This window comes from Halomonas sp. ND22Bw (assembly GCF_003011945.1).
Lineage (GTDB): Bacteria > Pseudomonadota > Gammaproteobacteria > Pseudomonadales > Halomonadaceae > Halomonas > Halomonas halophila.
The window spans coordinates 13,053-36,134 of sequence record NZ_PXWD01000017.1; the positions used below are offsets into that span (position 1 = coordinate 13,053).

General features: G+C 68.5%; 22 protein-coding genes. 14 read left to right on the top strand and 8 right to left on the bottom strand.

Annotated features, from left to right (window positions below):
- Window positions 1-12 precede the first annotated feature (12 nt).
- The 4 genes from aroC (at window position 13) to phaC (ending at window position 4,086) form a co-directional block, all read left to right on the top strand.
- Window positions 13-1,098 carry a chorismate synthase gene (gene aroC, locus CVH10_RS15790; RefSeq protein ID WP_106489202.1) on the top strand — a complete coding sequence of 362 codons (1,086 nt, stop codon included), beginning with the start codon at window positions 13-15 and terminating at the stop codon, window positions 1,096-1,098.
- Window positions 1,099-1,153: 55 nt separating this feature from the next.
- Window positions 1,154-1,552: a DUF6489 family protein gene (locus tag CVH10_RS15795; RefSeq protein ID WP_106489203.1), complete on the top strand. Its 399-nt coding sequence runs from the start codon at window positions 1,154-1,156 to the stop codon at window positions 1,550-1,552.
- Window positions 1,553-1,684: 132 nt separating this feature from the next.
- Window positions 1,685-2,170, top strand: a complete 486-nt coding sequence (locus tag CVH10_RS15800; protein WP_106489204.1) for a phasin family protein — start codon at window positions 1,685-1,687, stop codon at window positions 2,168-2,170.
- An 86-nt stretch (window positions 2,171-2,256) separates the two neighbouring features.
- Complete coding sequence (gene phaC / locus CVH10_RS15805) at window positions 2,257-4,086, top strand: class I poly(R)-hydroxyalkanoic acid synthase (RefSeq protein WP_106489205.1); 1,830 nt, start codon at window positions 2,257-2,259, stop codon at window positions 4,084-4,086.
- A gap of 137 nt (window positions 4,087-4,223) precedes the next feature.
- Here the strand turns inward: phaC and lnt are convergent, their stop codons facing one another.
- The 5 genes from lnt to miaB form a co-directional block, all read right to left on the bottom strand.
- Complete coding sequence (gene lnt / locus CVH10_RS15810; protein WP_035598888.1) at window positions 4,224-5,681, bottom strand: apolipoprotein N-acyltransferase; 1,458 nt, start codon at window positions 5,679-5,681, stop codon at window positions 4,224-4,226.
- 50 nt (window positions 5,682-5,731) lie between these two features.
- Window positions 5,732-6,601: an HlyC/CorC family transporter gene (locus CVH10_RS15815; RefSeq protein ID WP_035598886.1), complete on the bottom strand. Its 870-nt coding sequence runs from the start codon at window positions 6,599-6,601 to the stop codon at window positions 5,732-5,734.
- The gene (gene ybeY / locus CVH10_RS15820; protein ID WP_106489206.1) at window positions 6,598-7,110 is read right to left on the bottom strand and encodes an rRNA maturation RNase YbeY; all 513 of its coding nucleotides are present in this window, start codon (window positions 7,108-7,110) and stop codon (window positions 6,598-6,600) included. Before ybeY ends, CVH10_RS15815 begins: the two co-directional genes overlap by 4 nt.
- Window positions 7,107-8,195: a PhoH family protein gene (locus CVH10_RS15825; protein ID WP_035598881.1), complete on the bottom strand. Its 1,089-nt coding sequence runs from the start codon at window positions 8,193-8,195 to the stop codon at window positions 7,107-7,109. Before CVH10_RS15825 ends, ybeY begins: the two co-directional genes overlap by 4 nt.
- Window positions 8,196-8,513: 318 nt before the next feature.
- Window positions 8,514-9,857: a tRNA (N6-isopentenyl adenosine(37)-C2)-methylthiotransferase MiaB gene (miaB, locus tag CVH10_RS15830; RefSeq protein WP_035598878.1), complete on the bottom strand. Its 1,344-nt coding sequence runs from the start codon at window positions 9,855-9,857 to the stop codon at window positions 8,514-8,516.
- 395 nt (window positions 9,858-10,252) lie between these two features.
- On the opposite strand from miaB, the gene CVH10_RS15835 reads away from it, so the two are divergent.
- Window positions 10,253-10,894, top strand: coding sequence for a TIGR04211 family SH3 domain-containing protein (locus tag CVH10_RS15835; protein WP_106489207.1), 642 nt, complete (start codon window positions 10,253-10,255; stop codon window positions 10,892-10,894).
- 9 nt (window positions 10,895-10,903) lie between these two features.
- Window positions 10,904-11,545, top strand: a complete 642-nt coding sequence (locus CVH10_RS15840) for a thiopurine S-methyltransferase (protein WP_035598871.1) — start codon at window positions 10,904-10,906, stop codon at window positions 11,543-11,545.
- An 82-nt stretch (window positions 11,546-11,627) separates the two neighbouring features.
- On the opposite strand, the gene CVH10_RS15845 is transcribed toward CVH10_RS15840, so the two are convergent.
- Complete coding sequence (locus CVH10_RS15845; protein ID WP_106489208.1) at window positions 11,628-12,218, bottom strand: YajG family lipoprotein; 591 nt, start codon at window positions 12,216-12,218, stop codon at window positions 11,628-11,630.
- A gap of 108 nt (window positions 12,219-12,326) precedes the next feature.
- Complete coding sequence (ggt, locus tag CVH10_RS15850; protein WP_106489209.1) at window positions 12,327-14,072, bottom strand: gamma-glutamyltransferase; 1,746 nt, start codon at window positions 14,070-14,072, stop codon at window positions 12,327-12,329.
- A 169-nt stretch (window positions 14,073-14,241) separates the two neighbouring features.
- Between ggt and rpe the strand changes: the two genes are divergently transcribed.
- From rpe to CVH10_RS15865, 3 genes are all read left to right on the top strand, one after another.
- Window positions 14,242-14,940, top strand: coding sequence for a ribulose-phosphate 3-epimerase (rpe, locus tag CVH10_RS15855; protein ID WP_016853796.1), 699 nt, complete (start codon window positions 14,242-14,244; stop codon window positions 14,938-14,940).
- Between the two features lie 2 nt (window positions 14,941-14,942).
- Window positions 14,943-15,239, top strand: coding sequence for a GIY-YIG nuclease family protein (locus CVH10_RS15860; protein ID WP_035598862.1), 297 nt, complete (start codon window positions 14,943-14,945; stop codon window positions 15,237-15,239).
- A gap of 70 nt (window positions 15,240-15,309) precedes the next feature.
- Window positions 15,310-16,155, top strand: coding sequence for a mechanosensitive ion channel family protein (locus CVH10_RS15865; protein ID WP_106489210.1), 846 nt, complete (start codon window positions 15,310-15,312; stop codon window positions 16,153-16,155).
- Window positions 16,156-16,229: 74 nt separating this feature from the next.
- Here CVH10_RS15865 and CVH10_RS15870 read toward each other — a convergent pair whose 3' ends face one another.
- On the bottom strand, window positions 16,230-17,525 hold the full coding sequence (locus CVH10_RS15870; protein ID WP_106489211.1) for an NAD(P)/FAD-dependent oxidoreductase: 1,296 nt from the start codon (window positions 17,523-17,525) through the stop codon (window positions 16,230-16,232).
- A 290-nt stretch (window positions 17,526-17,815) separates the two neighbouring features.
- Between CVH10_RS15870 and CVH10_RS15875 the strand changes: the two genes are divergently transcribed.
- The 5 genes from CVH10_RS15875 (at window position 17,816) to trpC (ending at window position 23,017) form a co-directional block, all read left to right on the top strand.
- Entirely contained in the window at window positions 17,816-18,511 is a 696-nt protein-coding gene (locus CVH10_RS15875) for a phosphoglycolate phosphatase (RefSeq protein WP_035598853.1), read from the top strand.
- A gap of 218 nt (window positions 18,512-18,729) precedes the next feature.
- Window positions 18,730-20,217, top strand: a complete 1,488-nt coding sequence (trpE, locus tag CVH10_RS15880; RefSeq protein ID WP_035598892.1) for an anthranilate synthase component I — start codon at window positions 18,730-18,732, stop codon at window positions 20,215-20,217.
- A 306-nt stretch (window positions 20,218-20,523) separates the two neighbouring features.
- Window positions 20,524-21,108 carry an aminodeoxychorismate/anthranilate synthase component II gene (locus tag CVH10_RS15885; protein ID WP_106489212.1) on the top strand — a complete coding sequence of 195 codons (585 nt, stop codon included), beginning with the start codon at window positions 20,524-20,526 and terminating at the stop codon, window positions 21,106-21,108.
- Window positions 21,109-21,140: 32 nt separating this feature from the next.
- Window positions 21,141-22,160, top strand: coding sequence for an anthranilate phosphoribosyltransferase (gene trpD, locus CVH10_RS15890; protein ID WP_106489213.1), 1,020 nt, complete (start codon window positions 21,141-21,143; stop codon window positions 22,158-22,160).
- A 50-nt stretch (window positions 22,161-22,210) separates the two neighbouring features.
- A complete protein-coding gene (gene trpC, locus CVH10_RS15895; RefSeq protein ID WP_106489214.1) occupies window positions 22,211-23,017 on the top strand; it encodes an indole-3-glycerol phosphate synthase TrpC in 807 nt (268 codons plus the stop codon).
- Window positions 23,018-23,082: the final 65 nt, after the last annotated feature.

Consider the following 23,082-nt stretch of genomic DNA (forward strand, 5'->3'; position numbering starts at 1 on the left):
AGAGGCACGCCCATGTCCGGCAATACCTTCGGCAAGTTGTTCACCGTCACCACCTTCGGCGAGAGCCACGGCCCGGCGCTCGGCGCCATCGTCGACGGCTGCCCGCCGGGCCTGCCGCTGAGCGAGGAGGACCTGCAGCGCGACCTAGACCGTCGCCGCCCCGGTTCGTCGCGCCACACCACCCAGCGTCAGGAGGCGGACCGGGTGCGCATCCTGTCCGGCGTCTTCGAGGGCGTGACCACCGGCACCTCGATCGGCCTTTTGATCGAGAACACCGACCAGCGCTCCAAGGACTACTCGAAGATCAAGGACCAGTTCCGCCCGGCCCACGCCGACTACACCTACCAGCACAAGTACGGCATCCGCGACTATCGCGGCGGCGGACGCTCCAGCGCCCGCGAGACCGCCATGCGCGTGGCGGCCGGGGCCATCGCCAAGAAGTACCTGGCGAGCCAGGGCATCAGGATCCGCGGCTACATGAGCCAGCTCGGCCCCATCGCCATCGACTTCAAGCAGTGGGACGCCGTCGAGCAGAACCCCTTCTTCTGCCCCGACCCTGACCGGGTGCCCGAGCTCGAGGCCTACATGGACCAGCTGCGCCGCGATCAGGACTCGGTGGGCGCCAAGGTCTCGGTGGTCGCCGAGGGCGTGCCGCCGGGGCTCGGCGAGCCGGTCTTCGACCGCCTGGACGCCGAACTGGCCCACGGGCTGATGAGCATCAACGCGGTCAAGGGCGTGGAGATCGGCGACGGCTTCGCCTCGGTGGCCAGCCGCGGCAGCGAGCATCGCGACGAGATGACCCCCGAGGGCTTTCTCTCCAACCACGCCGGCGGCGTGCTGGGCGGCATCTCCAGCGGCCAGGCGATCATCGCGCATCTGGCGCTCAAGCCGACCTCCAGCATCACCACGCCGGGGCGGTCCATCGACCTGGACGGCCATCCGGTGGAAGTGGTCACCAAGGGCCGCCACGATCCCTGCGTGGGCATTCGCGCCACGCCGATCGCCGAGGCGATGATGGCCCTGACCCTGCTGGATCATCTGCTGCGCCATCGCGGCCAGAACGCCGACGTCAGCGTGAGCACGCCGCGGCTGTCCTGAGGCCGCGACTGCTACACTGATCGGCACAGCCACCCATCTTCGACAAGGCGGTCATATGAAGATCAACGTCGAGTTCGACCTGACCCCGGACGAGTTTCGCCGCGCCCTGGGCCTGCCCGACGTGGAGGCCTTCCAGCAGGACCTGCTGGCGCGCATCCAGAAGCAGATGGAATCTGGCGTCGAGGGCTACGACCCGATGAGCCTGATGCAACCCTTCCTGCAGCAGTCGATGTTCCAGCAGCCCGGCTTTCAGCAGGGGCTGTCACAGGGCCTGGCCAGTTTCGGCAGCTACCAGCAGATGATGCTCGACATGCTCAGCAAGGCCGCCGCGGGAAACCGTGGCGGCGAGGAGGGCGGCAGCGCCGGAGGTGACTCGAGCGGTGGTGCCGAGGGCGGCTCGGGCGGTGGCGCCTCGGCGGCCAGCGCCCGCTCCCGGAGCAAGCGCGAGGGCTGATCGCGCGCGTGGCTCGCGCGTTTTTCCTGCGGGGCTTGACGCCTGTCATGCGCTTGCAACGACAGGCGTGCGAGACTAGTCTTTGTGCAGTGCAGCACGGCTTTCGTCAGCATTCCTTCGGGAGGAGCGACCATGCAGGACAAGACCTTCGACGCCTTCAATGATCAGGCCCGCCAGTTCTTCGAGCCCATGCGCAAGCTGAACTCGCTGATGCTCCAGAACATGGAGCGCGTCAGCGAGTACCAGATGGAGTCCCTCAAGCGTTACAGCCAGATGGGGACCGAGCGCCTTCGCGACGCCACCGAGGTCACCGATGCCGAAAGCCTGCGCGACTTCGGCACCCGCCAGGCCGAGATGATGAACGCGCTCTCCCAGCAGATGCTGGAGGACGCCCGCACGCTCGGCGAGATGAGCCTGCAGTTCAAGGCCGAGCTCGAGCAGCTCTACACCGAATCCGGCCAGGCCTTTGCCGAGCAGGCCGGCCAGGCGGCCGAGGCAGCCAAGCCGGCCGCTGCCGCCAAGCCGACGGCGGAAAAGTCCGAAGCCGCCGAGAAGCCGGCGCCGGCCAAGTCCACCAGCCAGGCGACGCGCAAGCGCAGCGGCGGCAGCGCCAGCTGACCGTTCGACCCGGCATGTGATGGCCACCGCCTCGTGGTACCAGGGGCGGTGGTCCTGCGTTCATGGCAGCGCGACAGGAGGTGTCAATGCAGCCAGGGAGTGAAGCATTCTCGCAGGCCGACATGCAGGCCTGGCAAGCCCAGTTCCAGGCGATCGGCGAGGAGTACCAGGCCCTCCTGGAGGACCTGATTCCGCGGATGGTGCCGGACGATGCGGCCCAGTCCGTCTATGGGCACATGCGCGAGGCCTTCCAGGCCGGGGCGGAGTCGCTGATGCAGGACCCGACCTTGCTGTGGGAGACCCAGTCACGCCTGGTGCAGGACCAGTTCCAGCTGTGGCAGAACGGCATGCGCGCCCTGGCCGGCGAGGCGGTGGAGCCGCTGGTGATGCCTGCCAGGGGCGACCGCCGCTTCCAGGACGAGGCCTGGACCAGCGACCCGCACTATCTCGCCATCATGCAGCAGTACCTGCTGTTCTCGCGCTGGGTCGAGGAGCTGATCGAGCGGCTCGACGGGCTCTCCGCCGAGCAGAAGCGCAACCTGGCCTTCTATGCGCGCCAGCTGGTCAACGCCATGGCGCCGACCAACTTCGTCACCACCAATCCCGAGGTGATGCGTCGCACCCTCGAGACCCGCGGCGAGAACCTGGTCGAGGGCCTGGCCCGGCTGCGCCAGGACCTGCTGAACTCCGCCGAGGGGCTCAACGTCACCATGACCGACCGCAGCGCCTTCGCGGTGGGGGAGAACATCGCCGTGACGCCCGGTTCGGTGGTGTACGAGAACGAGCTGATCCAGCTGATCCAGTATGCGCCGAGCACCGAGCAGGTCTACAAGACGCCGCTGTTGATCGTGCCGCCCTGGATCAACAAGTACTACATCCTCGACCTGCGCCAGGACAACTCGCTGGTCAAGTGGCTGGTGGACCAGGGGCACACCGTGTTCCTGATCTCCTGGCGTAACCCCGGCCCCGAGCAGGGCGACCTGACCTGGGCCGACTACATGCAGCTGGGCCCGATCAGCGCCATGGAGGCGATCGAGCAGGCCACCGGCGAGAAGTCGGTCAACCTGCTGAGCTACTGCGTCGGCGGCACCCTGGCGGGCTCCACGGTGGCCTACCTGACCAGCACCCGACGCGGGCGCAAGGTCAAGTCGGCGACCTACATGACCAGCCTGTGGGACTTTCGCGATCCCGGCGAGATCGGCGTCTTCCTCGCCGAGCCGGTGCTCAGCGGCATCGAGGCCAAGCTCGAGCGGGACGGTTACCTGGACGGCCGGATCATGGCCTACTCCTTCAACCTGCTGCGCGAGAACGACCTCTTCTGGTCCTTCTACATCAACAACTACCTCAAGGGCGACGTTCCGGCCCCCTTCGACCTGCTGTACTGGAACACCGACGGCACCAACCTGCCGGCGGCGACCCACGGCTGGTATCTGCGCCACCTCTACGTCGAGAACCGCCTGGTCGAGCCCGGCGGCATCGAGCTCGATGGCGTGAAGATCGACCTGCGCAAGATCTCGGTGCCGAGCTACTTCGTTTCCACCCGCGACGACCACATCGCCAAGTGGAACAGCACCTACCACGGGGCGCTGCTGCCCAAGGGACCGGTCACGTTCGTGCTGGGCGGGTCCGGCCATATCGCCGGCATCGTCAACCCGCCGCACAAGAACAAGTACGGCTTCTGGACCAACGACGAGCTCCCCCCGACCCCGGAGGAGTGGCTGGAAGGGGCCGAGGCCCACGAGGGCTCCTGGTGGCCGCACTGGCAGGCCTGGATGACCGACAACGGCTACGCCGACGCCGAGAAGACGGTGCCGGCGCGCCAGCCCGGCGACGGCGAGCTCGACATCCTCGAGCCGGCGCCCGGGCGCTACGTCAGGATGACCATCCCCGAGGTGCTGGGCGAGCACCAGGCCTGAGGCGGAAAGAGCGCCGCTTCGCGGCGGGAAGCTGAAAGAAAACCGCCCCCAGGTACCTTGTCCTGGGGGCGGTTCTTTTTACGCTGCGTTCCAGCTTCCAGCTTCCAGCTTCCAGCTTCCAGCTTCCAGCTTCCAGCTTACGACTTCCGACGCCTGAGGCCGGGCAGCACCAGCAGGGCGCCGAGCAGCCAGATCGGCCAGCTGCCGATATGCGAGAAAGGTGTCAGGCCGGCCATCGGCGTGACCTCGCCGGTGAGCGTGGCGACCTCGAACTGCGGTGCTCGCTCGGTCACGCGGCCCTGGGCATCGATCAGCGCGGTGACGCCGTTGCTGGTCGCGCGGATCACCGGCCGGCCGTTCTCCAGCGCCCGCAGGCGAGCCATCTGCAGGTGCTGCAGCGGACCGATGGAGGCGCCGAACCAGGTGTCGTTGGAGACCGTGAGGATCACGTTCGAGCGCCTGGCTTGCTCGGCGACCAGGTCGGCGTAGATGATCTCGTAGCAGATGGCATTGCCGATGCGGGTGCCGGCCGCCACCAGCGGTGCCTGCCGGGCCGGGCCGGGGGTCATGGCCGGCATCGGCAGGTCGAAGAAGGCGATGGCGCCGCGCAGCAGGCTTTCCAGCGGCAGGTACTCACCGAACGGCACCAGATGGCGCTTGAGATAGCGCTCGCCGTCGGCGACGTCGAGCACGCCGTTGTAGTAGCGGCCGTCCTCGCGGGTCAGGATGCCGGTGAGCAGCGTGCTCTCCGGCGGCAGCAGGGTCTGGGCGCGCTCGAGGATCGGCCGGGCCTGGTCGGCGAACATCGGCAGCGCCGCCTCGGGCCAGATCACCAGGTCCGGGGGCTCGTCCAGCTCGGCGGTCAGCGACAGATAGGTGTTGGCGGCCTGGCGCCGGCCCTCCGGCGTCCACTTGATCAGCTGGGGCAGGTTGCCCTGCAGCAGGGCGACGCGCAGCGGCTCGCCGGCGGGCGTCGTCCACTGGGCAGGCAGCGCCAGCGGCGTGAGCCACAGCACGGCCAGCGGCAGGGCGGCCCACCAGCGCCGGCGCAGCAGCGACACGCCGAGCGCGCCGGTGAGGGCCACGATCAGCGACAGCAGATAGACGCCGCCGACCGGCGCCCAGGGGGCCAGCGGGGAATCCACCTGGCCGCTGCCCAGCAGCAGCCACGGGAAGCCGGTGAACAGCCAGGTGCGCAGCGCCTCGCCGAGCACCCAGGCGCCGGCGAAGGTCAGCACCGACAGCCGCGGCCCGCACAGGCGCCGGTAGAGGCCCAGGGTGACGGCGAAGAACAGCGACAGGGCGGCGACGAACAGCACGGTCAGCGCCAGCGCCAGCGGCACCCCCGTGTAGCCGTAGTCGTGGATCGAGACATAGACCCAGGAGGCACCGGCGCCGAACAGGCCGAGCCCGTAGCACCAGCCGCGCCAGGCGGCCTGGCGGGCAGTGAGCGATGGCAGCCCGGCGTAGAGCAGGCCGGCCGCCACCGGGGCCAGCCACCAGAGGTGAAACGGGGCGGCGGACAGGGTGGTGAGCACGCCGGCGGCGATCGCCGCCAGGGGCCCGAGGAACCGATGAAGGCGAGAGGGCGTCATGGCACCGTCCTTGGTGAAGATGGCCAGAGGAAAGAGGGCGAGAGGCGGGATCAGTCCTCGCCGGACGCCGAGGCCGGCTCGGCCTCGAGCAGGCGGATGCGGCGGTTGTCGGCGTTGAGCACCGTGAAGCGCCAGCCACCGATCTCGGTGTGCTCGCCGCGGCCGGGGAGGTGGCCGAAACGCTGCATGACCAGGCCGCCGAGGGTGTCGAACTCCTCGTCGGAGAAGCGCGTGCCGAAGCGCTCGTTGAAGTCCTCGATGGGGGTCAGGGCGCGGATCGCGAAGCGTGACTCGCCGAGCGCGCGGATGTCCTCTTCCTCGTCGGTGTCGTGCTCGTCCTCGATGTCGCCGACGATCTCCTCGAGGATGTCCTCGATGGTGATGATGCCGGCGGTGCCGCCATACTCGTCCACCACCACGGCCATGTGGTTGTGGGTATCGCGGAATTCCTTGAGCAGGCTGTTCAGGCGCTTGGATTCCGGCACGAACATGGCCGGGCGCAGCACCTCCTCGAGCTGGAAGGGATGGCCGTTATCCTGGCCCTGGCGCAGCAGCGGCAGCAGGTCCTTGACCAGCAGGATGCCCTTCACCTCGTCGAGGTTCTCGCCGACCACCGGATAGCGGGAGTGGCCGGTCTCGAGGATCACCGGCAGGTATTCCTCGAGGGGCTGGTCGAGGCCGATGGCGGTGATCTGCGAGCGCGGGATCAGCACTTCGCGGACCTGTTGATCGCTGATGTTCAGGGCGCCCTCGATGATCATCATGGCGTCCTGCTCGAGCTTGAGCCGGGTCGCCGCCTGGCGCAGAAAGGCCAGCAGCTCGTCCCGCGAGCTCGGTTCGTCGCTGTCGCTGGACAGGGCGCTGAACAACTTGTCGAACCAGGACTTGTTGCCCTGGCCGGTCGATCGGTCTTCGCTCATGCGTCGGCTCTCTCGTCATCGGGGTCGGAATCGCGATGCGGCGGGCCCGAGGCCCGGTAGGGGTCGCCGATGCCGAGGCCGGCGAGGATGTCCCGCTCCAGCGCTTCCATGACCTCGGCCTCGTCGTCCTCGATATGGTCGTAGCCCATCAGGTGCAGGGTGCCGTGAACCACCATATGAGCGTAGTGATCGCCGAGCGCCTTGTCCTGATCGCGGGACTCGTCGGTCACCACCGGGTGGCAGATCACCAGATCGCCGAGCAGCGGCAGCGGCACGCCCGGCGGGCACTCGAAGGGGAAGGACAGCACGTTGGTGGGCTTGTCCTTGCCGCGGTAGTCGCGGTTGAGCGCCTGGCTCTCGTCGGCGTCGACGAAGCGCACCGTCAGTTCTTGACGGGTCTCGTCGGGCAGGCGGGCCAGCACGGCGCCCACCCAGGCCTCGAGCTCGGCCTGGCTGGGCAGGCCCTCGGCGTCGATGGCCTGCTGGCGGTCGACCTCGGCCAGGCTCATTCGTCTTCCTCGCGGCCGTTCTGTCGCTCGAGGCGCTCCTGGCGGATGGCCTCGCGCTCCTGCTCGCGGGCCTCGCGCTTGGCGCGGGCCTGGGCCTCTTCCTCGGCCTCGAACTGGTCGTAGGCCTCGATGATGCGCTGCACCAGCGGGTGGCGGACCACGTCCTTGGCGGCGAAGTGGGTGACGCCGATGCCCGGGGTGCCGTCGAGCACGTCGAGCACCTGGATCAGGCCGGAGGCCTGGCCGCGGGGCAGGTCGACCTGGGTGATGTCGCCGGTGATCACCGCGGTGGAGCCGAAGCCGATGCGGGTCAGGAACATCTTCATCTGCTCGCGGGTGGTGTTCTGGCTCTCGTCGAGGATGATGAAGGCGTTGTTCAGTGTGCGCCCGCGCATGTAGGCCAGCGGGGCGATCTCGATCACCTGGCGCTCGATCAGCTTGGCGACCTGCTCGAAGCCGATCATCTCGTACAGGGCGTCGTAGAGCGGGCGCAGGTAGGGGTCGATCTTCTGTGCCAGGTCGCCGGGCAGGAAGCCGAGCTTCTCGCCGGCCTCGACCGCCGGACGCACCAGCAGGATGCGACGCACCTGCTGCTGGTTCAGCGCTTCCACCGCGGCGGCGACGGCCAGGTAGGTCTTGCCGGTGCCGGCCGGGCCGATGCCGAAGTTGATGTCGTGGTCGCGGATGCTCGAGACGTAGCTCTGCTGGTTGAGCCCGCGCGGCTTGATCAGCGCCTTGGGCGTGCGCAGCAGGACCTCGGCCTCGCCGCTGCCGCCTTCTTCCTCCTCCAGGGCCTCGAGGCCGGATTCCTGCAGGAACAGGTGCACGGTGTCCGGAGTCAGCTCACCGGCTTCTGTCTCGCGATAGAGGTGCTCGACGACGTTGGAGGCGGCCTTGACCCGGGGGCCGGGGCCGGCCAGCTGGAAGACGTTGCCCCGGTTGCGCAGGGTGACGCCGAGGCGTTCCTCGATCAGCTTGAGGTGCTCGTCCTGCTGGCCGCAGAGGTTGGCCAGGCGCTGGGGATCGTTGGGCTCGAGATTCAGGGTGATGACGCGGTTGGCCGCGGAGGCTGCTGGCTGGCTCAAGACGGGCAAGTCCGTGAGTTGATGGATGTCGGGGTCAGCTTACTGCCCCGGAAGCTACAAGGGCAATGAAGGGGGCTCGGAAACAGGGCGGGGCTGATCCGGCGACAGGCCTTCGAGGAGGCGCTGTGAACCCATCCCTAGGCGCTACCGACGCTCTGCTTCGCTCTCGCGTCCTGCTCTGCTTGCAGGACCTGTGCTGGCCATCCATGGCCAGCCCGTTCGAAGCAGTGCTTCTCACCCATGGCGTAGGACCTCCTCTTCGGCCTGTCCCCGGCGCCCCTTGTGCCCGTGCATCAGCCCATCGTGTCGTACCGGCGTTTAGAAACGCTCCGGCGAGGCCAGGTCGCCGCGCAGCGAGTTGGGCAGCGCCTCGGTGATTTCCACGTCGACGAAGTAGCCGATCAGCTCGGTGGGGTTCGGCGCGCGGAAGTTGACCACCCGGTTGTTCTCGGTGCGGCCGGACAGCTGGCCCGGGTCCTTCGGCGAGAAGCCGGTGACCAGCACCCGCTGGACGGTGCCCACCATGCGGCGGCTGATCTGCATGGCCTGCTGGTTGATGCGCTCCTGCAGGATCGCCAGGCGCTGCTTCTTGACCGCTTCCGGGGTGTCGTCCTCGAGGCCGGCGGCCGGGGTGCCGGGACGGGCCGAGTAGACGAAGCTGAAGGACACGTCGAAGCCGATGCGACCGATCAGGTCCATGGTGTTCGCGAAGTCCTCCTCGGTCTCGCCGGGGAAGCCGATGATGAAGTCCGAGGAGAAGCTGATATCCGGACGCAGCGCGCGGATGCGCTCCATCTTGTCCACATACTCCTCGACGGTGTGGCCCCGTTTCATGGCCGCCAGGATGCGGTCGGAGCCGGCCTGCACCGGCAGGTGCAGGTGGCTGACCAGCTCCGGGATCTCGCCGTAGGCCTCGATCAGGCTGTCGGAGAACTCCACCGGATGCGAGGTGGTGAAGCGGATGCGGTCGATGCCTTCCACCGCCGCCACGCAGGCGATCAGTTCGGCCAGGTCGATCTCCTCGCCGAGCTGGTTCTCGCCGCGGTAGGCGTTGACGTTCTGGCCCAGCAGGTTGATCTCGCGCACGCCCTGGTCGGCCAGGTGGATGACCTCGTCCATCACCGCCTCGAAGGGCCGCGAGACCTCCTCGCCGCGTGTGTAGGGCACCACGCAGAAGGTGCAGTACTTGGAGCAGCCTTCCATCACCGAGACGAAGGCGGTGGCGCCGTCGGAGTTCGGCTTGGGCAGGTGGTCGAACTTCTCCACCTCGGGGAAGGTCACGTCGACCACCGAAATCTGGTTGTCCTGGCGGGCGTCGAGCATCGACGGCACCCGGTGCAGGGTCTGGGGGCCGAAGACCATGTCGACCTGGGGCGCGCGCTTGCGCAGCGCCTCGCCTTCCTGGCTGGCGACGCAGCCGCCCACGCCGATGACCAGATCCGGGTTGGCGTCCTTGAGCTTCTTCCAGCGGCCGAGCTGGTGGAAGACCTTCTCCTGGGCCTTCTCGCGGATCGAGCAGGTGTTGAGCAGGATGACGTCGGCATCGCGCTCGTCGTCGGTGAGCTCCAGCTGGTGGGATTCGCCGAGCAGATCCGCCATGCGTGCGGAATCGTACTCGTTCATCTGGCAGCCATGCGTCTTGATGAAGAGTTTCTTCGCCATAAGAATAGGTCGTGGCGCCTGGGCCCGACGTTGCACCGGTGGATATTCGTTCGCAGGAGAGGCGGCCGGCAGGGCCGTCCGATTGAGAGCGGAGATTATACGCGCCCAGTCGGGACGGGGCCAGAGTGCCGGAACGCCCGGCGCGCGGGCCTGTGGTACCCTTGGCGGCTTCGGAGGCGCCGGCGAGGTGGTCAGGAAATGACCGAAACGTTGCCGTATCGGCAGCCATGCCGCCTGGCCGCGGGTTTCCAGCGGTTTTCCCGGCACTTGTCCACAGATGCTGTGGATGATCCGGAGACGCACTCTCATCTCGGCGGACCGGGCAGGGATGGTCCGGTCACGACCGCCATCGCCGCGAGCGGCGGACACAGAGCCTTGGACAGCCAGGACGACGCATGACGATGCAACGATACAAGACACTGATGACGCTGGGCGCACTGCTCGGGGCCCTGGCCCTGCCGGTGCAGGCCCAGCAGGACGACGCCCAGAACGCCGATGAACGCTGGGTGTCCGGCGACCTCACCACCTTCGTGCGCAGCGGTCCCACCGACGGCTATCGCATCGTCGGTACCCTGACCGCCGGCGACCCGGTCGAGCTGCTCGAGACCCAGGGCGACTACAGCCGCGTGCGCAGCCAGAGCGGCGACGTGGTCTGGGTGCCCTCGAGCGACCTGCAGGGCGAGCCCAGCGCCAAGGTCCGGCTGCCCGAGCTGGAGGCGCGGGTGGAAGAGCTGTCCGAGGAGCTCTCCGGCATCAACGAGACCTGGGAGAGCCGCATGGCCTCGGTCACCGAGACCCTCGACGTGCGCGAGCAGCGCATCGCCGAACTCGAGCGGCGCAATCAGGCGCTCGCCTCGGAGAGCGAGGAGGCCGGCGCACGGGTGCGCGAGCTTCAGGCACGCCTGGATACCCAGGAGGAAGACCTGCTGATGCGCTACTTCATGTACGGCGGCGGGGTGGCCGGTGCCGGGCTGCTGGTGGGCCTGATCGTGCCGCACCTGCCGCGCCGTCGCCGCAAGCGCGACCGCTGGTTCTGAGGCCCGGCCATGGATAACGAATGGCTCGCGCGCTGGCGCGAGGGGCGCATCGGCTTCCATCGCCACGAGGCGCACCCGGCCCTGGTGCGTTACTGGCCGACGCTGGGCGTGGCACCCGGCACCAAGGTGCTGGTGCCGCTGTGCGGCAAGAGCCTGGACATGCGCTGGCTGGCCGGCGAAGGCTATCCGGTGCTGGGCATCGAGCTGGCCGACGAGGCCATCGAGCAGTTTCTGGCGGAGGGCGAGGGGGAGGTCTCCCGCTATCGGGGCGACGGCTTCGACATCAGCCGCCAGGGCAACGTGGAGCTGTGGCGCGGCGACTTCTTCCACTTCCACATCGAGGCCGCCGCCGAGCTGGGCGCCTTCTATGACCGGGCGGCGCTGATCGCGCTGCCCGAGGCGACCCGTCAGCGCTACGCCTTCCACCTGGCCCAGCTGCTCCCGCCCGGCAGCCAGGGGCTGCTGATCGGCCTGACCCGGGCCCCCGGCGACGAGGGCGGGCCGCCCTTCAGCGTCGATGCCGACGAGATTCGCGAGCTGTTCGCGCCCAACTTCGAGGTGGTGCACCTGGAAGAGGGCGAGCCCGAGCCGGGCAGCGGCTTTCGCGAGAGCGTCTGGTCGCTGACGCGCCGCGGTCCCCAGGGCGGCTGATCGCGCCGTTCACCACACGGGCCCGTCGGCGTCGCGCCGGCGGGCCCGCGTTTCCATCGGGTACGTGGTGAAGGAAGCGTGATCAGCGCGCCAGCAGGCCCGCCAGCTCCGGATCGCGGAAGGCGCGGTCCAGGGCGTCGGAGAGCAGCTCCTCGATCATCGCCTGATTGGCCTCACGATCCGGCTTCACCGCGTATTGCTGGGTGCGACGCGCAGTGTAGCTGCCGGTGTAGGTGGTGCCGTCGTTCTGGGCCTTGGCCTCCAGCACCGCCGTCAGGCGCACGCTGCCGACCATCGGCGGGGCGTCGCCGCGGCCGTAGTCGAGCCGCTTCAGGGTCAGCGTCAGGTCAGGCCGGCCCGGTGCGGCGTCGCCGACCGGGCGGAAGCCCATGTCGCGCACCGCGCGCTCGGCTTCGGCCTGCAGGCGGGGCGTCAGCTCGCCCGGATCGACGATCACCACCGCCGTGGAGCCGGCGCTGCCGGAGCGAGTGCCGATCACCGCCTCCTGGCGGGTGTCCCGGGCGGTCACGCTGACCTCCTGGCCCTGACCGGCGGCCGGCACCTGGACGCTGCGCTTGGGCTCCGGCGTCAGATAGTGGGGCCCGGCGCAGCCGGCGAGCCCGCTGGTGACCAGCAGCACCAGGCCGAAGCCGAGAAGGCGTCGAGTCGTCATGGGCGGTCTCCTTGTCGATCGCAAAGGCCCGAGTATAGCGACTCTTATCGCTGCGGATCACGTCGGCGGCGGCCGTGCCGCCGAGCGGTGGCACGGCCGAGGGGCGGACTAGAGCCCCATCGCCGAGGAGGTGGAGCGGCGCGGGTCGGCGCCGCCGTAGAAGCGGCCGTCGTCGATCACGATCGACTGGGCAGCGCCCATGGCGGACTGCTGGCTGATGGTGTGGCCGCGGGCCTCGAGCAGCGACAGGGTGTCGGGGCTGAAGCCGGCCTCGACGCGCAGCTCGTCGGGCAGCCACTGGTGGTGCAGGCGCGGGGCGCTCACCGCCGACTGAACGTTCATGCCGTGGTCGATGACGTTCATCAGCACCTGCAGCGTGGTGGTGATGATCCGCGAGCCGCCGGGGCTGCCGGTGACCAGGAAGTTCTCGCCGTCGCGCCTGACGATGGTCGGGGTCATCGACGACAGCATGCGCTTGCCGGGCTCGATCTTGTTGGCCTCGCCGCCGATCAGGCCGTAGGCATTGGGCACGCCGGGCTTGGCGGAGAAGTCGTCCATCTCGTTGTTGAGCAGGAAGCCCGCGCCGTCCACGGCGATGCCCGAGCCGTAGCTGAAGTTGATGGTGTAGGTGTTCGACACCGCCAGGCCGTCGTCGTCGGCGATCGAGAAGTGGGTGGTCTCGTTGGATTCATACGGCGCCGGGTCGCCGGCGGCGATCTCGTCGCTGGGCGTGGCGCGGTCGATGGCGATCCGGGCGCGCAGCTCGTCGGCGTAGCCTTCGGAGGTCAGGCCCTCGAGCGGCACCTCGACGAAGTCGGTGTCGCCCAGGTACTCGGCCCGGTCGGCGTAGGCGCGCTTCATGGCTTCCGCCATCACGTGCATGGTGTCGGCGGCGCCGAAGCCCATGGTGCCGATGTCGTAGGCCTCGAGGATATTGAGCATCTGCACGATATGGACGCCGCCGGAGGAGGGCGGGCTCATGGCGTAGACGTCGTAGCCGCGGTAGCTGCCGTGGCTGGGCTCGCGGATCTCTGGCCGGTAGCCGGCCAGGTCCTCGCGAGTGATCAGGCCGTCGTGACGCTGCATCTCGGCGACGATCAGCTCGGCGGTCTCGCCCTCGTAGAATTCCCGCGCGCCCTGCTCGGCGATGCGTTTCAGCGTCGCCGCCAGGTCCGGCTGGCGGAAGGTCTCGCCCACTTCATAGGGGCTGCCGTCCTCCTTGTAGAACATCGCCTCGGTGGCCTCCCACTTCGTCAGCCGCTCGCCGGCCTCGGCCACGCCGTCGACGAAGCGCTGGGGCACCGTGAAGCCGTCCTCGGCCAGCTGGATCGCCGGGGCCAGCGCCTCGGCCAGGCTCAGGGTGCCGTACTCCTCGAGCGCCAGCGCCAGGCCGGCCACGGTGCCCGGCACGCCGGCGGCGCGATGAGTGAAGCGCGACCATTCGGCGACGGCGTTGCCGTCCTCGTCCTGGAACATGGTCTCGGTGGCGGCGGCCGGGGCGGTCTCGCGGTAGTCGATGGCGATCACCTCGTCGCTGTCCTCGTCGGAGATCAGCATGAAGCCGCCGCCGCCGATGTTGCCCGAGCGCGGCTGGGTGACCGCCAGGGCAAACCCCGCGGTGACGGCGGCATCCACGGCGTTGCCGCCCTCGGCCAAGATGTCGTGGGCGACCCGGGAGGCCAGGAAGTGGCTGGTCGCCACCATGCCACGCTCGCCGACCTCGGGGTGGAAGCGCTCGCCCTCTAGGATGGCGGACTGGGCGACGGCGAGCTGTGGGGCCAGCAGCGCGGCGGCCAGCAGGCCGGCGCCGAGGGGGCGAGGCAGAAATCGGCGGGGCAGGGCGGGGATTCGCATGGACGTCTCCGTGTCTCGAGGGCAAGAGGAACCCTCACTATCGAAGGCGCGCGGCCGGGGCGCAAGAAGAGGATGCCAGCAGAGGCGGTAAGGCGGAGCGGCAGGCGAGCGTGCGCGATGCTGTTAGAATGCCGTCCACATGACCGTGACCCGACAGGACCCCGTTCCCATGAGCGATTCGACGACCGACTTCCAGATTGCCCCCTCGATTCTCTCCGCCGACTTCGCCCGCCTCGGTGCGGAGGTCGACGACGTCCTCGCCTCCGGTGCCGACATCGTGCACTTCGACGTCATGGACAATCACTATGTGCCCAACCTGACCATCGGGCCGATGGTCTGCGAGGCGCTGCGCAAGCACGGCGTGACCGCCCCCATCGACGCCCACCTGATGGTCAAGCCGGTGGATCGGCTGATCGGCGACTTCATCGATGCCGGCGCCAGCTACATCACCTTCCATCCCGAGGCCTCGGAGCACATCGACCGCTCGCTGCAGCTGATCCGCGACGGCGGCTGCAAGGCCGGCCTGGTGTTCAATCCGGCCACGCCGCTGTCCTATCTCGACTACGTGATGGACAAGGTCGACATGGTGCTGCTGATGAGCGTGAACCCGGGCTTCGGCGGCCAGTCGTTCATTCCCGGCACCCTCGACAAGCTGCGCGAGGCGCGCCGGCGCATCGATGCCTCGGGGCGCCCGATCCGCCTGGAGATCGACGGCGGGGTCAAGGTCGACAACATCGCCGAGATCGCCCGCGCCGGGGCCGATACCTTCGTCGCCGGCTCGGCGGTGTTCAAGGCCCGCAACGAGGCTGATCCGAACCGCTACGACGGCGTCATCGCCGACTTCCGCCGCGCCCTGGCCGAGGCCTGAGCGTGACGGACGAGGCCGTTCCTCGCTGGCATCTCTATGTGATCGAGACGGCCGCCGGGGCCCTCTATACCGGTATCACCACCGACGTGACGCGGCGCCTCGGCGAGCATCGCGCCGGGCGGGGCGCCAAGGCGCTGCGTGGCAAGGGCCCGTTGCATCTGGTATATCACGAATGTATCGGTGAACACGGCGAGGCGCTGCGTCGCGAGGCGGCGATGAAGCGCCTCACCGCCGCGGCCAAGCGCCGCTGGCTGGCCGAGCGGCGAGCCATTCAAGCAAGCGGGGAATCCTTCCCCTAGGCTGTGTCGATAGCGCCGGCCGGGCGCCGGCGCGACCTCCGACATGGCACGAACACGACAGGGAGAGCCTATGGACCTTCAAGGAATCATCGACTTCGTGCAGTTTCAGGGCACGAATCTGGCCGTCAATCTGGTGGCGGCGCTGGCCATCTTCGTGGTCGGCCGCTGGGGGGTGAAGCTGCTGCATTCGCTCAGCATCAAGGCCATGCAGCGTGGCAAGCTCGACCCGCTGCTGGTCAAGTTTCTGGGCAATATTCTCTATGCGCTACTGATGGTGTTCGTGGTGCTGGCGGCGATCAGCCAGGTCGGCATCCAGACCACCTCGCTGATCGCGGTGATCGGTGCCGCCGGCCTGGCGGTGGGGCTGGCGCTGCAGGGCTCGCTGGCGAACTTCGCCGCCGGCGTGCTGGTGATCATCTTCCGCCCCTACAAGATCGGCGACTACGTGGAGGCCGGCGGCGTGGCTGGCACCATCGACGACGTGCAGATCTTCACCACCGAGCTGAAGACCGCGGACAACCGCAAGATCATCGTGCCCAACGGCCAGATGATGAACGGTGCCATTACCAACTACTCCAGCCACGATACCCGCCGGGTGGACCTGGTGGTCGGGGTCGGCTATGACGACGACATCGACGTCGTACGCCGGGTGCTGGAGAGCGTGGTGGCCGACGATCCGCGGGTGCTGGCCGATCCCGCGCCCAACATCCGCATGAGCGCCATGGGCGACTCCTCCGTCAGCTGGATCGTGCGCCCCTGGGTCAAGGCCGCGGACTACTGGAGCGTCCACTGGGAGATGACCGAGGAGATCAAGCGCCGCTTCGACGCCGAGGGCATCAGCATTCCCTTCCCGCAGCGCGACGTGCACGTCTATCACCATCCCGAGAAGGACGGCGAGGCGAGCCTCGAGCGCTGAGTCTCTCTGCCGTCAACGACACGGGCCCCGGCAATTTGCCGGGGCCCGTGTCGTTTCAGGCGGTGTTCAATGCTTCAGTGCAGCTTGAGGCGCGGCTTGAGGAACTTGTTGAGGCCGTCGACGACGACCATCAGGCCGGTCTTCAGCGTGCCGTGGATCGCCCGCTGGTGCATGCGGTAGAGCGAGGCGTAGAAGAACTTGGCCAGGTGGCCCTCGATGAACAGGCTGCGCGCCGAGGCGCCACGCATCAGGCTGCCGATGGCGTCGAAGTGGGCCAGCGAGATCAGCGAGCCACGGTCGCGGAACACGAAGGGCTTGAGCGGTTTGCCGTCCAGCCGCGCCACCAGGTTCCTGTACAGGCGGTCGGCCTGCTGGTGGGCCGCCTGGGCGCGCGGCGGCACCGTGGAGCCGTCCGCCTGGGGGCAGCTGGCGCAGTCGCCGAAGGCGAAGACGTGTTCGTCGTCGAGGCTCTGCAGGGTGGCGTCGACCTTGAGGCGATGGTTGCGCTCGGTGGAGAGCCCCAGTTCGGAGAGCAGCGCCGGGGCCTTGATGCCGGCCGCCCAGACGCCCAGGTCGATGTCGATGCGCTCGCCGTCGGCGGTGATGATGGCCTCGTCGTTCACCTCGGTGACCCGGGTGCCGACATGCACGTTCACGCCCAGACGCTCCAGCTCGTCGTGCACGGCGCCGCTGATGCGCTCGGGCAGGGCGGGCAGCACCTTGGGGGCGGCCTCGATCAGGTGGACCTCGAGATGATCGCTGTCCAGGGTGGTGAAGCCGTAGCTGTTGAGCATCTCGGAGGCGCCGTAGAGCTCGGCGGCCAGCTCCACGCCGGTGGCGCCGGCGCCGACGATGCCGACGACCATCTTTGCCGACGGCTCCTGCGGCGCGTTGTAGCGCAGGAAGGCGTTGAGCATGGCCTGGCGGAACTGCTCGGCCTGGTGGGGGCTGTCGAGGAAGTGGCAGTGCTCGGCCACGCCGGGGGTGCCGAAATCGTTGCTGACGCTGCCCAGCGAGAGCACCAGCTCGTCGTAGGGCAGGGTGCGGGCGGGGAGCACCTCCTCGCCGTCGTCGTCCAGCACCGGGGCCAGGGTCAGGGTCCGGCCGTCGCGGTCGAGGTCGGTGAGGGTGCCCAGCTGGAAGCGATAGCCGTTGGCGCGGGCATGGCCCTGATAGGAGATTTCATCGAGGCCGGAATCCAGCGCGCCGGTGGCGACCTCGTGGAGCAGCGGCTTCCAGATATGGGTGGGGTTGCGATCGACGAGCACGATCTCGGCACGCTTGCGCTTGCCGAGCTTGCGGCCGAGCCGGGTCACCAGCTCGAGTCCGCCCGCACCTCCGCCGACCACCACGATGCGTGGTAGTGTCATGGAGTCTCCTGACTGAATGCATAAAAGGGACGTGGCAAAGAGTTGCCCGGGTCAGGGCTCGCCTCGATACGGCGGTCGGGCGTCACGGCAGGCGTCGTTGGCGTCCGGCCGAGGTAGGGGGCATGCCCTGTAGTCGGCAACGGCTGGTTTCAGCATAACGCTGCGACCTTCGCCTGCCTATGGGCGACAGGAAAAAGGCGCTATGTTTTCCGTAATATTACTTTCAGTGCCCCGGGCCGGTGCTCGACGGCCGCGGGGCCACGCTAACCCTGACATGGAGAGGCTCGCCCATGCACTCCTGCCTGGAAGGCATCACCCTGGTCGCCTTCGACCTGGACGGCACCCTGGTGGACTCGGTGCCGGATCTTGCCGCGGCGGTGGACGCCGCCCTGAGTGACCTGGCGCTGCCCGCTCCCGGTGAGGACAAGGTGCGCGACTGGGTCGGCAACGGCTCGCGCGTGCTGGTGGAGCGGGCGCTCACCGACGCCCTGGGTGAGGCGCCGGCCACGGCGTTCCTGGATACCGCCCATGAGGGCTTCCTGGCCCGCTACGGCGAGGCGCCCTGTGCGCGAACCCGTTTGTATCCTGGTGTGCGCGAGGCGCTGGAGGGACTCGCCGCCAGCGGTCAACGGCTGGTGCTGGTGACCAACAAGCCTGAGGCCTTCATCGCGCCGATCCTCGAGGCCACCGGCATCGCCGGGCATTTCTCGCTGTGCCTGGGCGGCGACAGCCTGCCGCGCCGCAAGCCCGATCCGCTGCCGCTGATCCACGTCGCCGAGCGTTTCGGCGTCGCCCCCGGCCGCTGCCTGATGGTCGGCGATTCGCGCCATGACATCGCCGCGGGCAGGGCGGCGGGCTTTCGCACCCTGGCCGTGCCGTACGGCTATAACCACGGTGAACCGGTGGCGGCCAGCGGGCCGGATGCCACGGTTGAATCGCTGGCACAACTCGTTTACTGTAAATCGAATTGCGCTATAACGATGTAATAATTGATTATTTTTCGTTATATACGATTCCGCCATTGCCGATGGAACCCCGCATCATGCTGGCCTTTTTCGTATCCTCGACCCTTCCCCGCCTTCACCGTGCTACCGGCCTGCTCGGCGGCTGGCGATGGTGACGCTCGCTTACTGAAACGGCGCCTTCCGGGGCGACCGTCGTCGCTTCACCGTCGCACACCCTTCATCGAGGATACGGGCCCATGATGACCCCCGAACGCTTCCAGTCCCTGGCCGAGGACGGCTACAACCGCATTCCGGTCACCCGCGAGGTGCTGGCCGATCTCGACACGCCGCTGTCCACCTACCTCAAGCTCGCCGACGCGCCCTGGACCTTCCTGCTGGAGTCCGTGCAGGGCGGCGAGAAGTGGGGGCGCTACTCGATCATCGGCCTGCCGTGCCAGGAACGCATCGAGGTGCGCGGCTTCCAGGTCACGCACATCGTCGACGGCGAGACCCAGGGCGTGACCGAGGTCGAGGACCCGCTGGCCTGGATCGAGACCTTCCAGGCACGCTTCAAGGTACCGCGCCTCGACGACCAGCCGCGCTTCGACGGCGGGCTGGTGGGCTACTTCGGCTACGACACCATCCGCTACATCGAGCCGCGCCTGCGCGGGGTGGAGAAGCCCGACCCTCTCGGCGTGCCGGACATCCTGCTCATGGTCTGCAACGATCTGGTGGTGTTCGACAACCTGTCGGGCCGCCTGACGCTATGGACTCACGCCGATCCGGCCGAGCCCGAGGCCTACGAGGGTGCCGTGGCGCGCCTGGCGCGCCTCGAGGAACGACTGCGCGGCGCGGTCCTGGACGCCCGCAGCCCCGGGACCGGCGGCCGGGCGGTGGAGGAGGGGCACTTCACCTCCGGCTTCACCGAGGAAGGCTTCAAGTCGGCGGTGGAGACGATCAAGGAATACGTGCTGGCCGGTGACATCATGCAGTGCGTGCCCTCCCAGCGGATGTCGATTCCCTATCAGGCGCCGCCGCTGGATCTGTACCGTGCGCTGCGCAGCCTCAACCCCTCGCCCTACATGTTCTACTTCGACCTGGGCGATCATCAGGTGGTGGGCTCCTCGCCGGAGATCCTGACCCGCCTCGAGGAGGGCGAGGTCACCGTGCGCCCGATCGCCGGCACCCGGGTGCGCGGCCGCACCGAGGCCGAGGATCAGGCGCTCGAGGCCGATCTGCTGAACGACCCCAAGGAGTGCGCCGAGCACCTGATGCTGATCGACCTGGGGCGCAACGACGTGGGCCGCATCTGCGAGACCGGCTCGGTGACCGTCACCGACAACATGGCTGTCGAGCGCTATTCCCACGTCATGCACATCGTGTCCCAGGTCACCGGTCGGCTGCGGCCCGGGCTGACCGCCATGGACGCGCTGCGCGCAACCTTTCCGGCGGGCACGCTCTCCGGGGCGCCGAAGATCCGTGCCATGGAGATCATCGACGAGCTGGAGCCGGTCAAGCGTGGCGTCTACTCCGGTGCCGTGGGCTATCTGTCCTGGCACGGCAACATGGACACCGCCATCGCCATCCGCACCGCGGTGATCAAGGACGGCGAGCTGCACGTGCAGGCCGGTGCCGGCGTGGTGGCCGATTCCGTGCCCGAAATGGAGTGGCAGGAGACCCTGAACAAGGGGCGCGCGCTGTTCCGCGCCGTGGCCATGGCCGAGCGGGGCCTGGACAATCTCGAGTAAGTCCCGCCGGAGTGCGCGCGAGGCCCCGTCACCGCGGGCCCCGGGCGTCTTGACACGGCCGGCCGCCGGCGAGCACTATGACGACCATGAACGTACCAGATCAGACATTCGGCCCGATGGCGTGGTGGCGCTCCTGAGCGAAGGGGCGGCACGCTTGCGACCGAAGAAAATGCCGCCGTCAGGGCGGCATTTTTGTGTCTATCGATCCCTGCACGGCTGGCCAGCCCGACGCGCCGACCCGGGCAAGATGCTGGGTAACAATCACCGGATCACGAATCCAAGCCAAGGAAATCAGGACCTATCGCCATGTCCGTGCTGATGATCGACAACTACGACAGCTTCACCTTCAACGTCGTGCAGTACCTCGGCGAACTCGGCGCCGAGGTGGTGACCCATCGCAACGATGCCATCACCCTGGAGGACATCGAGGCGCTGGCCCCGAGCCACCTGGTGGTGTCGCCGGGGCCCTGCACGCCCAACGAGGCGGGCATCTCCATGGAGGCGATCCGCCACTTCGCCGGCCGCCTGCCGATCCTCGGCATCTGCCTGGGCCACCAGGCCATCGGCCAGGTGTTCGGCGGCCGGGTGGGCCGCGCCCCGCAGGTGATGCACGGCAAGACCTCGCGCATCCGCCACACGGGCCAGGGCGTGTTCGAGGGCCTCGAGGATCCGCTGGAAGTCACCCGCTACCATTCGCTGGTGGTGGATCGCGACAGCCTGCCGGAGTGCCTGGAGGTCACCTCCTGGACCGACGCGGACGACGTGACGCCGGGACTGATCATGGGCATGCGCCACCGCGAGCTCGACATCGAGGGCGTCCAGTTCCATCCGGAATCGATCCTGACCCGCCAGGGCCACGAGCTTCTGGCCAACTTTCTCAAGCGTCGCTGAATCGCTGACACTGCCACAAGGAGACGACGGCCATGCAGATGCGGGAAGCCCTTGGTGCCCTGATGCGCCACGAGAACCTCAGCTTCGACCAGACCCATGCGCTGATGACCGCCATCATGACCGGGGAGGCCAGCGACGCCCAGATCGCCGCCTTCCTGATGGGCATGGCGATGAAGGGCGAGACCCCCGAGGAGATCAGCGCCGCCGCCCAGGTGATGCGCGAGCTGATGTCGCCGGTCACGCTGCACGTCGAGAACGTGGTCGACATCGTCGGCACCGGCGGTGACGGCTCCAACCTGTTCAACGTGTCCACCGCCTCGAGCTTCGTGGCCGCCGCCGCCGGCGCCCACGTGGCCAAGCACGGCAACCGCGGGGTGTCGTCGTCGTCGGGCAGCGCCGACCTGTTCGCCGTGGCCGGCATCGGCCTCGATCTGGACGCCGACCAGGTGGCGCGCTGCATCGAGGACGTGGGCGTCGGCTTCATGTTCGCCCCCAACCACCATCCCGCCATGCGCCATGCCATCACCGCGCGGCGCGAGATGGGCGTGCGTACCCTGTTCAACATCCTCGGCCCGCTGACCAACCCGGCCGGCGCCCGCCGCCAGCTGCTCGGCGTCTATTCCGCCGAGCTGGTGCCGCTGATGGCCGAGGTGCTCAAGCGCCTGGGCAGCGAGCACGTGCTGGTGGTCTGGGCCGAGGACGGCCTCGACGAGATCTCGCTGGCCGCGCCGACCCGGGTCGCCGAGCTCAAGGACGGCGAGATCCACGAGTACACCATCGCCCCCGAGGACTTCGGCATCGCCCGCCACGACCTCGACGCCCTCAAGGTGAAGACCGCCGAGGACAGCCTGCGGCTGGTGGAGCAGGCGCTGATCGGCGAGGGGCCGGCGGCGGACATCGTGGCGCTCAACGCCGGCGCGGCGCTGTATGCCGCCGACGTCGCCGATACCCTCAAGGAAGGCGTGGCCCTGGCGCAGGACGCCCAGGACTGCCAGCTGGCCCGCGAGAAGCTCAGGGAACTGGCCAACTTCACTCGCGTCTTCGCCCAGTAGTCGCCCATTCAGGACTCATCCGCTCAGGACTCTTTGTTCAGGACTCATCGATGACCGTATCCAACGCTACTCCGACCATCCTGACCCGCATCCTGGCGCGCAAGGACGCCGAGGTCGCCGAGCGCCGCCAGGCCGTGTCCGAGGACGAGCTGCTGCGCCTGGCTGGCCTGCAGTCCGCGCCGCGCGGCTTCGTGACGGCCCTGGACGCGCGCATTCGCGACGGCGATCCGGCGGTGATCGCCGAGGTCAAGAAGGCGTCGCCCTCCAAGGGCGTGATCCGCGAGGATTTCCGCCCGGCCGAGATCGCCGCCCGCTATGCCGCGGGTGGTGCCGCCTGCCTGTCGGTGCTCACCGATGCCGACTTCTTCCAGGGGCATGAGGACTTCCTGGTCGAGGCCCGGGAGGCCTGCTCGCTGCCGGTGATCCGCAAGGACTTCATCACCCACGGCTACCAGGTCAGCGAGGCGCGGGCCATCGGTGCCGACTGCATCCTGCTGATCGTCGCCGCCCTGGACGACGCCCGGCTGGCGGACCTGCACCGCCAGGCCACCGAGCTCGGCATGGACGTGCTGGTCGAGGTCCACGATGCCGCCGAGCTGGAGCGCGCCCTGGCGCTGGACCTGTCGCTGGTCGGCATCAACAACCGCGACCTGCACACCTTCGCGACCCGCCTCGAGACCACCCTGGACCTGCTGCCGCGGATTCCCGCCGGCGTCACCGTGGTCACCGAGTCCGGCATCCACAGCCGCGACGACGTGCTGCGCATGCGCGAGCACGACGTCCACGGCTTCCTGGTGGGCGAGGCCTTCATGCGCGAGGACGATCCCGGCGAGGCGCTGCGCCGCCTGTTCTACTAGCGCGTCTTCGACGCAGCACGACGCCCCCGGCGAGCCATCGCCGGGGGCGTCGTCGTTTCGGGGCC

What these genes read in the sequence shown, in the direction of transcription:
- aroC (WP_106489202.1), top strand. Translation starts at nt 13, where the DNA reads ATGTCCGGCAATACCTTCGGCAAGTTGTTCACCGTCACCACCTTCGGC.
- CVH10_RS15795 (WP_106489203.1), top strand. Translation starts at nt 1,154, where the DNA reads ATGAAGATCAACGTCGAGTTCGACCTGACCCCGGACGAGTTTCGCCGC.
- CVH10_RS15800 (WP_106489204.1), top strand. Translation starts at nt 1,685, where the DNA reads ATGCAGGACAAGACCTTCGACGCCTTCAATGATCAGGCCCGCCAGTTC.
- phaC (WP_106489205.1), top strand. Translation starts at nt 2,257, where the DNA reads ATGCAGCCAGGGAGTGAAGCATTCTCGCAGGCCGACATGCAGGCCTGG.
- lnt (WP_035598888.1), bottom strand. Translation starts at nt 5,681, where the DNA reads ATGACGCCCTCTCGCCTTCATCGGTTCCTCGGGCCCCTGGCGGCGATC.
- CVH10_RS15815 (WP_035598886.1), bottom strand. Translation starts at nt 6,601, where the DNA reads ATGAGCGAAGACCGATCGACCGGCCAGGGCAACAAGTCCTGGTTCGAC.
- ybeY (WP_106489206.1), bottom strand. Translation starts at nt 7,110, where the DNA reads ATGAGCCTGGCCGAGGTCGACCGCCAGCAGGCCATCGACGCCGAGGGC.
- miaB (WP_035598878.1), bottom strand. Translation starts at nt 9,857, where the DNA reads ATGGCGAAGAAACTCTTCATCAAGACGCATGGCTGCCAGATGAACGAG.
- CVH10_RS15835 (WP_106489207.1), top strand. Translation starts at nt 10,253, where the DNA reads ATGACGATGCAACGATACAAGACACTGATGACGCTGGGCGCACTGCTC.
- CVH10_RS15840 (WP_035598871.1), top strand. Translation starts at nt 10,904, where the DNA reads ATGGATAACGAATGGCTCGCGCGCTGGCGCGAGGGGCGCATCGGCTTC.
- CVH10_RS15845 (WP_106489208.1), bottom strand. Translation starts at nt 12,218, where the DNA reads ATGACGACTCGACGCCTTCTCGGCTTCGGCCTGGTGCTGCTGGTCACC.
- ggt (WP_106489209.1), bottom strand. Translation starts at nt 14,072, where the DNA reads ATGCGAATCCCCGCCCTGCCCCGCCGATTTCTGCCTCGCCCCCTCGGC.
- rpe (WP_016853796.1), top strand. Translation starts at nt 14,242, where the DNA reads ATGAGCGATTCGACGACCGACTTCCAGATTGCCCCCTCGATTCTCTCC.
- CVH10_RS15865 (WP_106489210.1), top strand. Translation starts at nt 15,310, where the DNA reads ATGGACCTTCAAGGAATCATCGACTTCGTGCAGTTTCAGGGCACGAAT.
- CVH10_RS15870 (WP_106489211.1), bottom strand. Translation starts at nt 17,525, where the DNA reads ATGACACTACCACGCATCGTGGTGGTCGGCGGAGGTGCGGGCGGACTC.
- CVH10_RS15875 (WP_035598853.1), top strand. Translation starts at nt 17,816, where the DNA reads ATGCACTCCTGCCTGGAAGGCATCACCCTGGTCGCCTTCGACCTGGAC.
- trpE (WP_035598892.1), top strand. Translation starts at nt 18,730, where the DNA reads ATGACCCCCGAACGCTTCCAGTCCCTGGCCGAGGACGGCTACAACCGC.
- CVH10_RS15885 (WP_106489212.1), top strand. Translation starts at nt 20,524, where the DNA reads ATGTCCGTGCTGATGATCGACAACTACGACAGCTTCACCTTCAACGTC.
- trpD (WP_106489213.1), top strand. Translation starts at nt 21,141, where the DNA reads ATGCAGATGCGGGAAGCCCTTGGTGCCCTGATGCGCCACGAGAACCTC.
- trpC (WP_106489214.1), top strand. Translation starts at nt 22,211, where the DNA reads ATGACCGTATCCAACGCTACTCCGACCATCCTGACCCGCATCCTGGCG.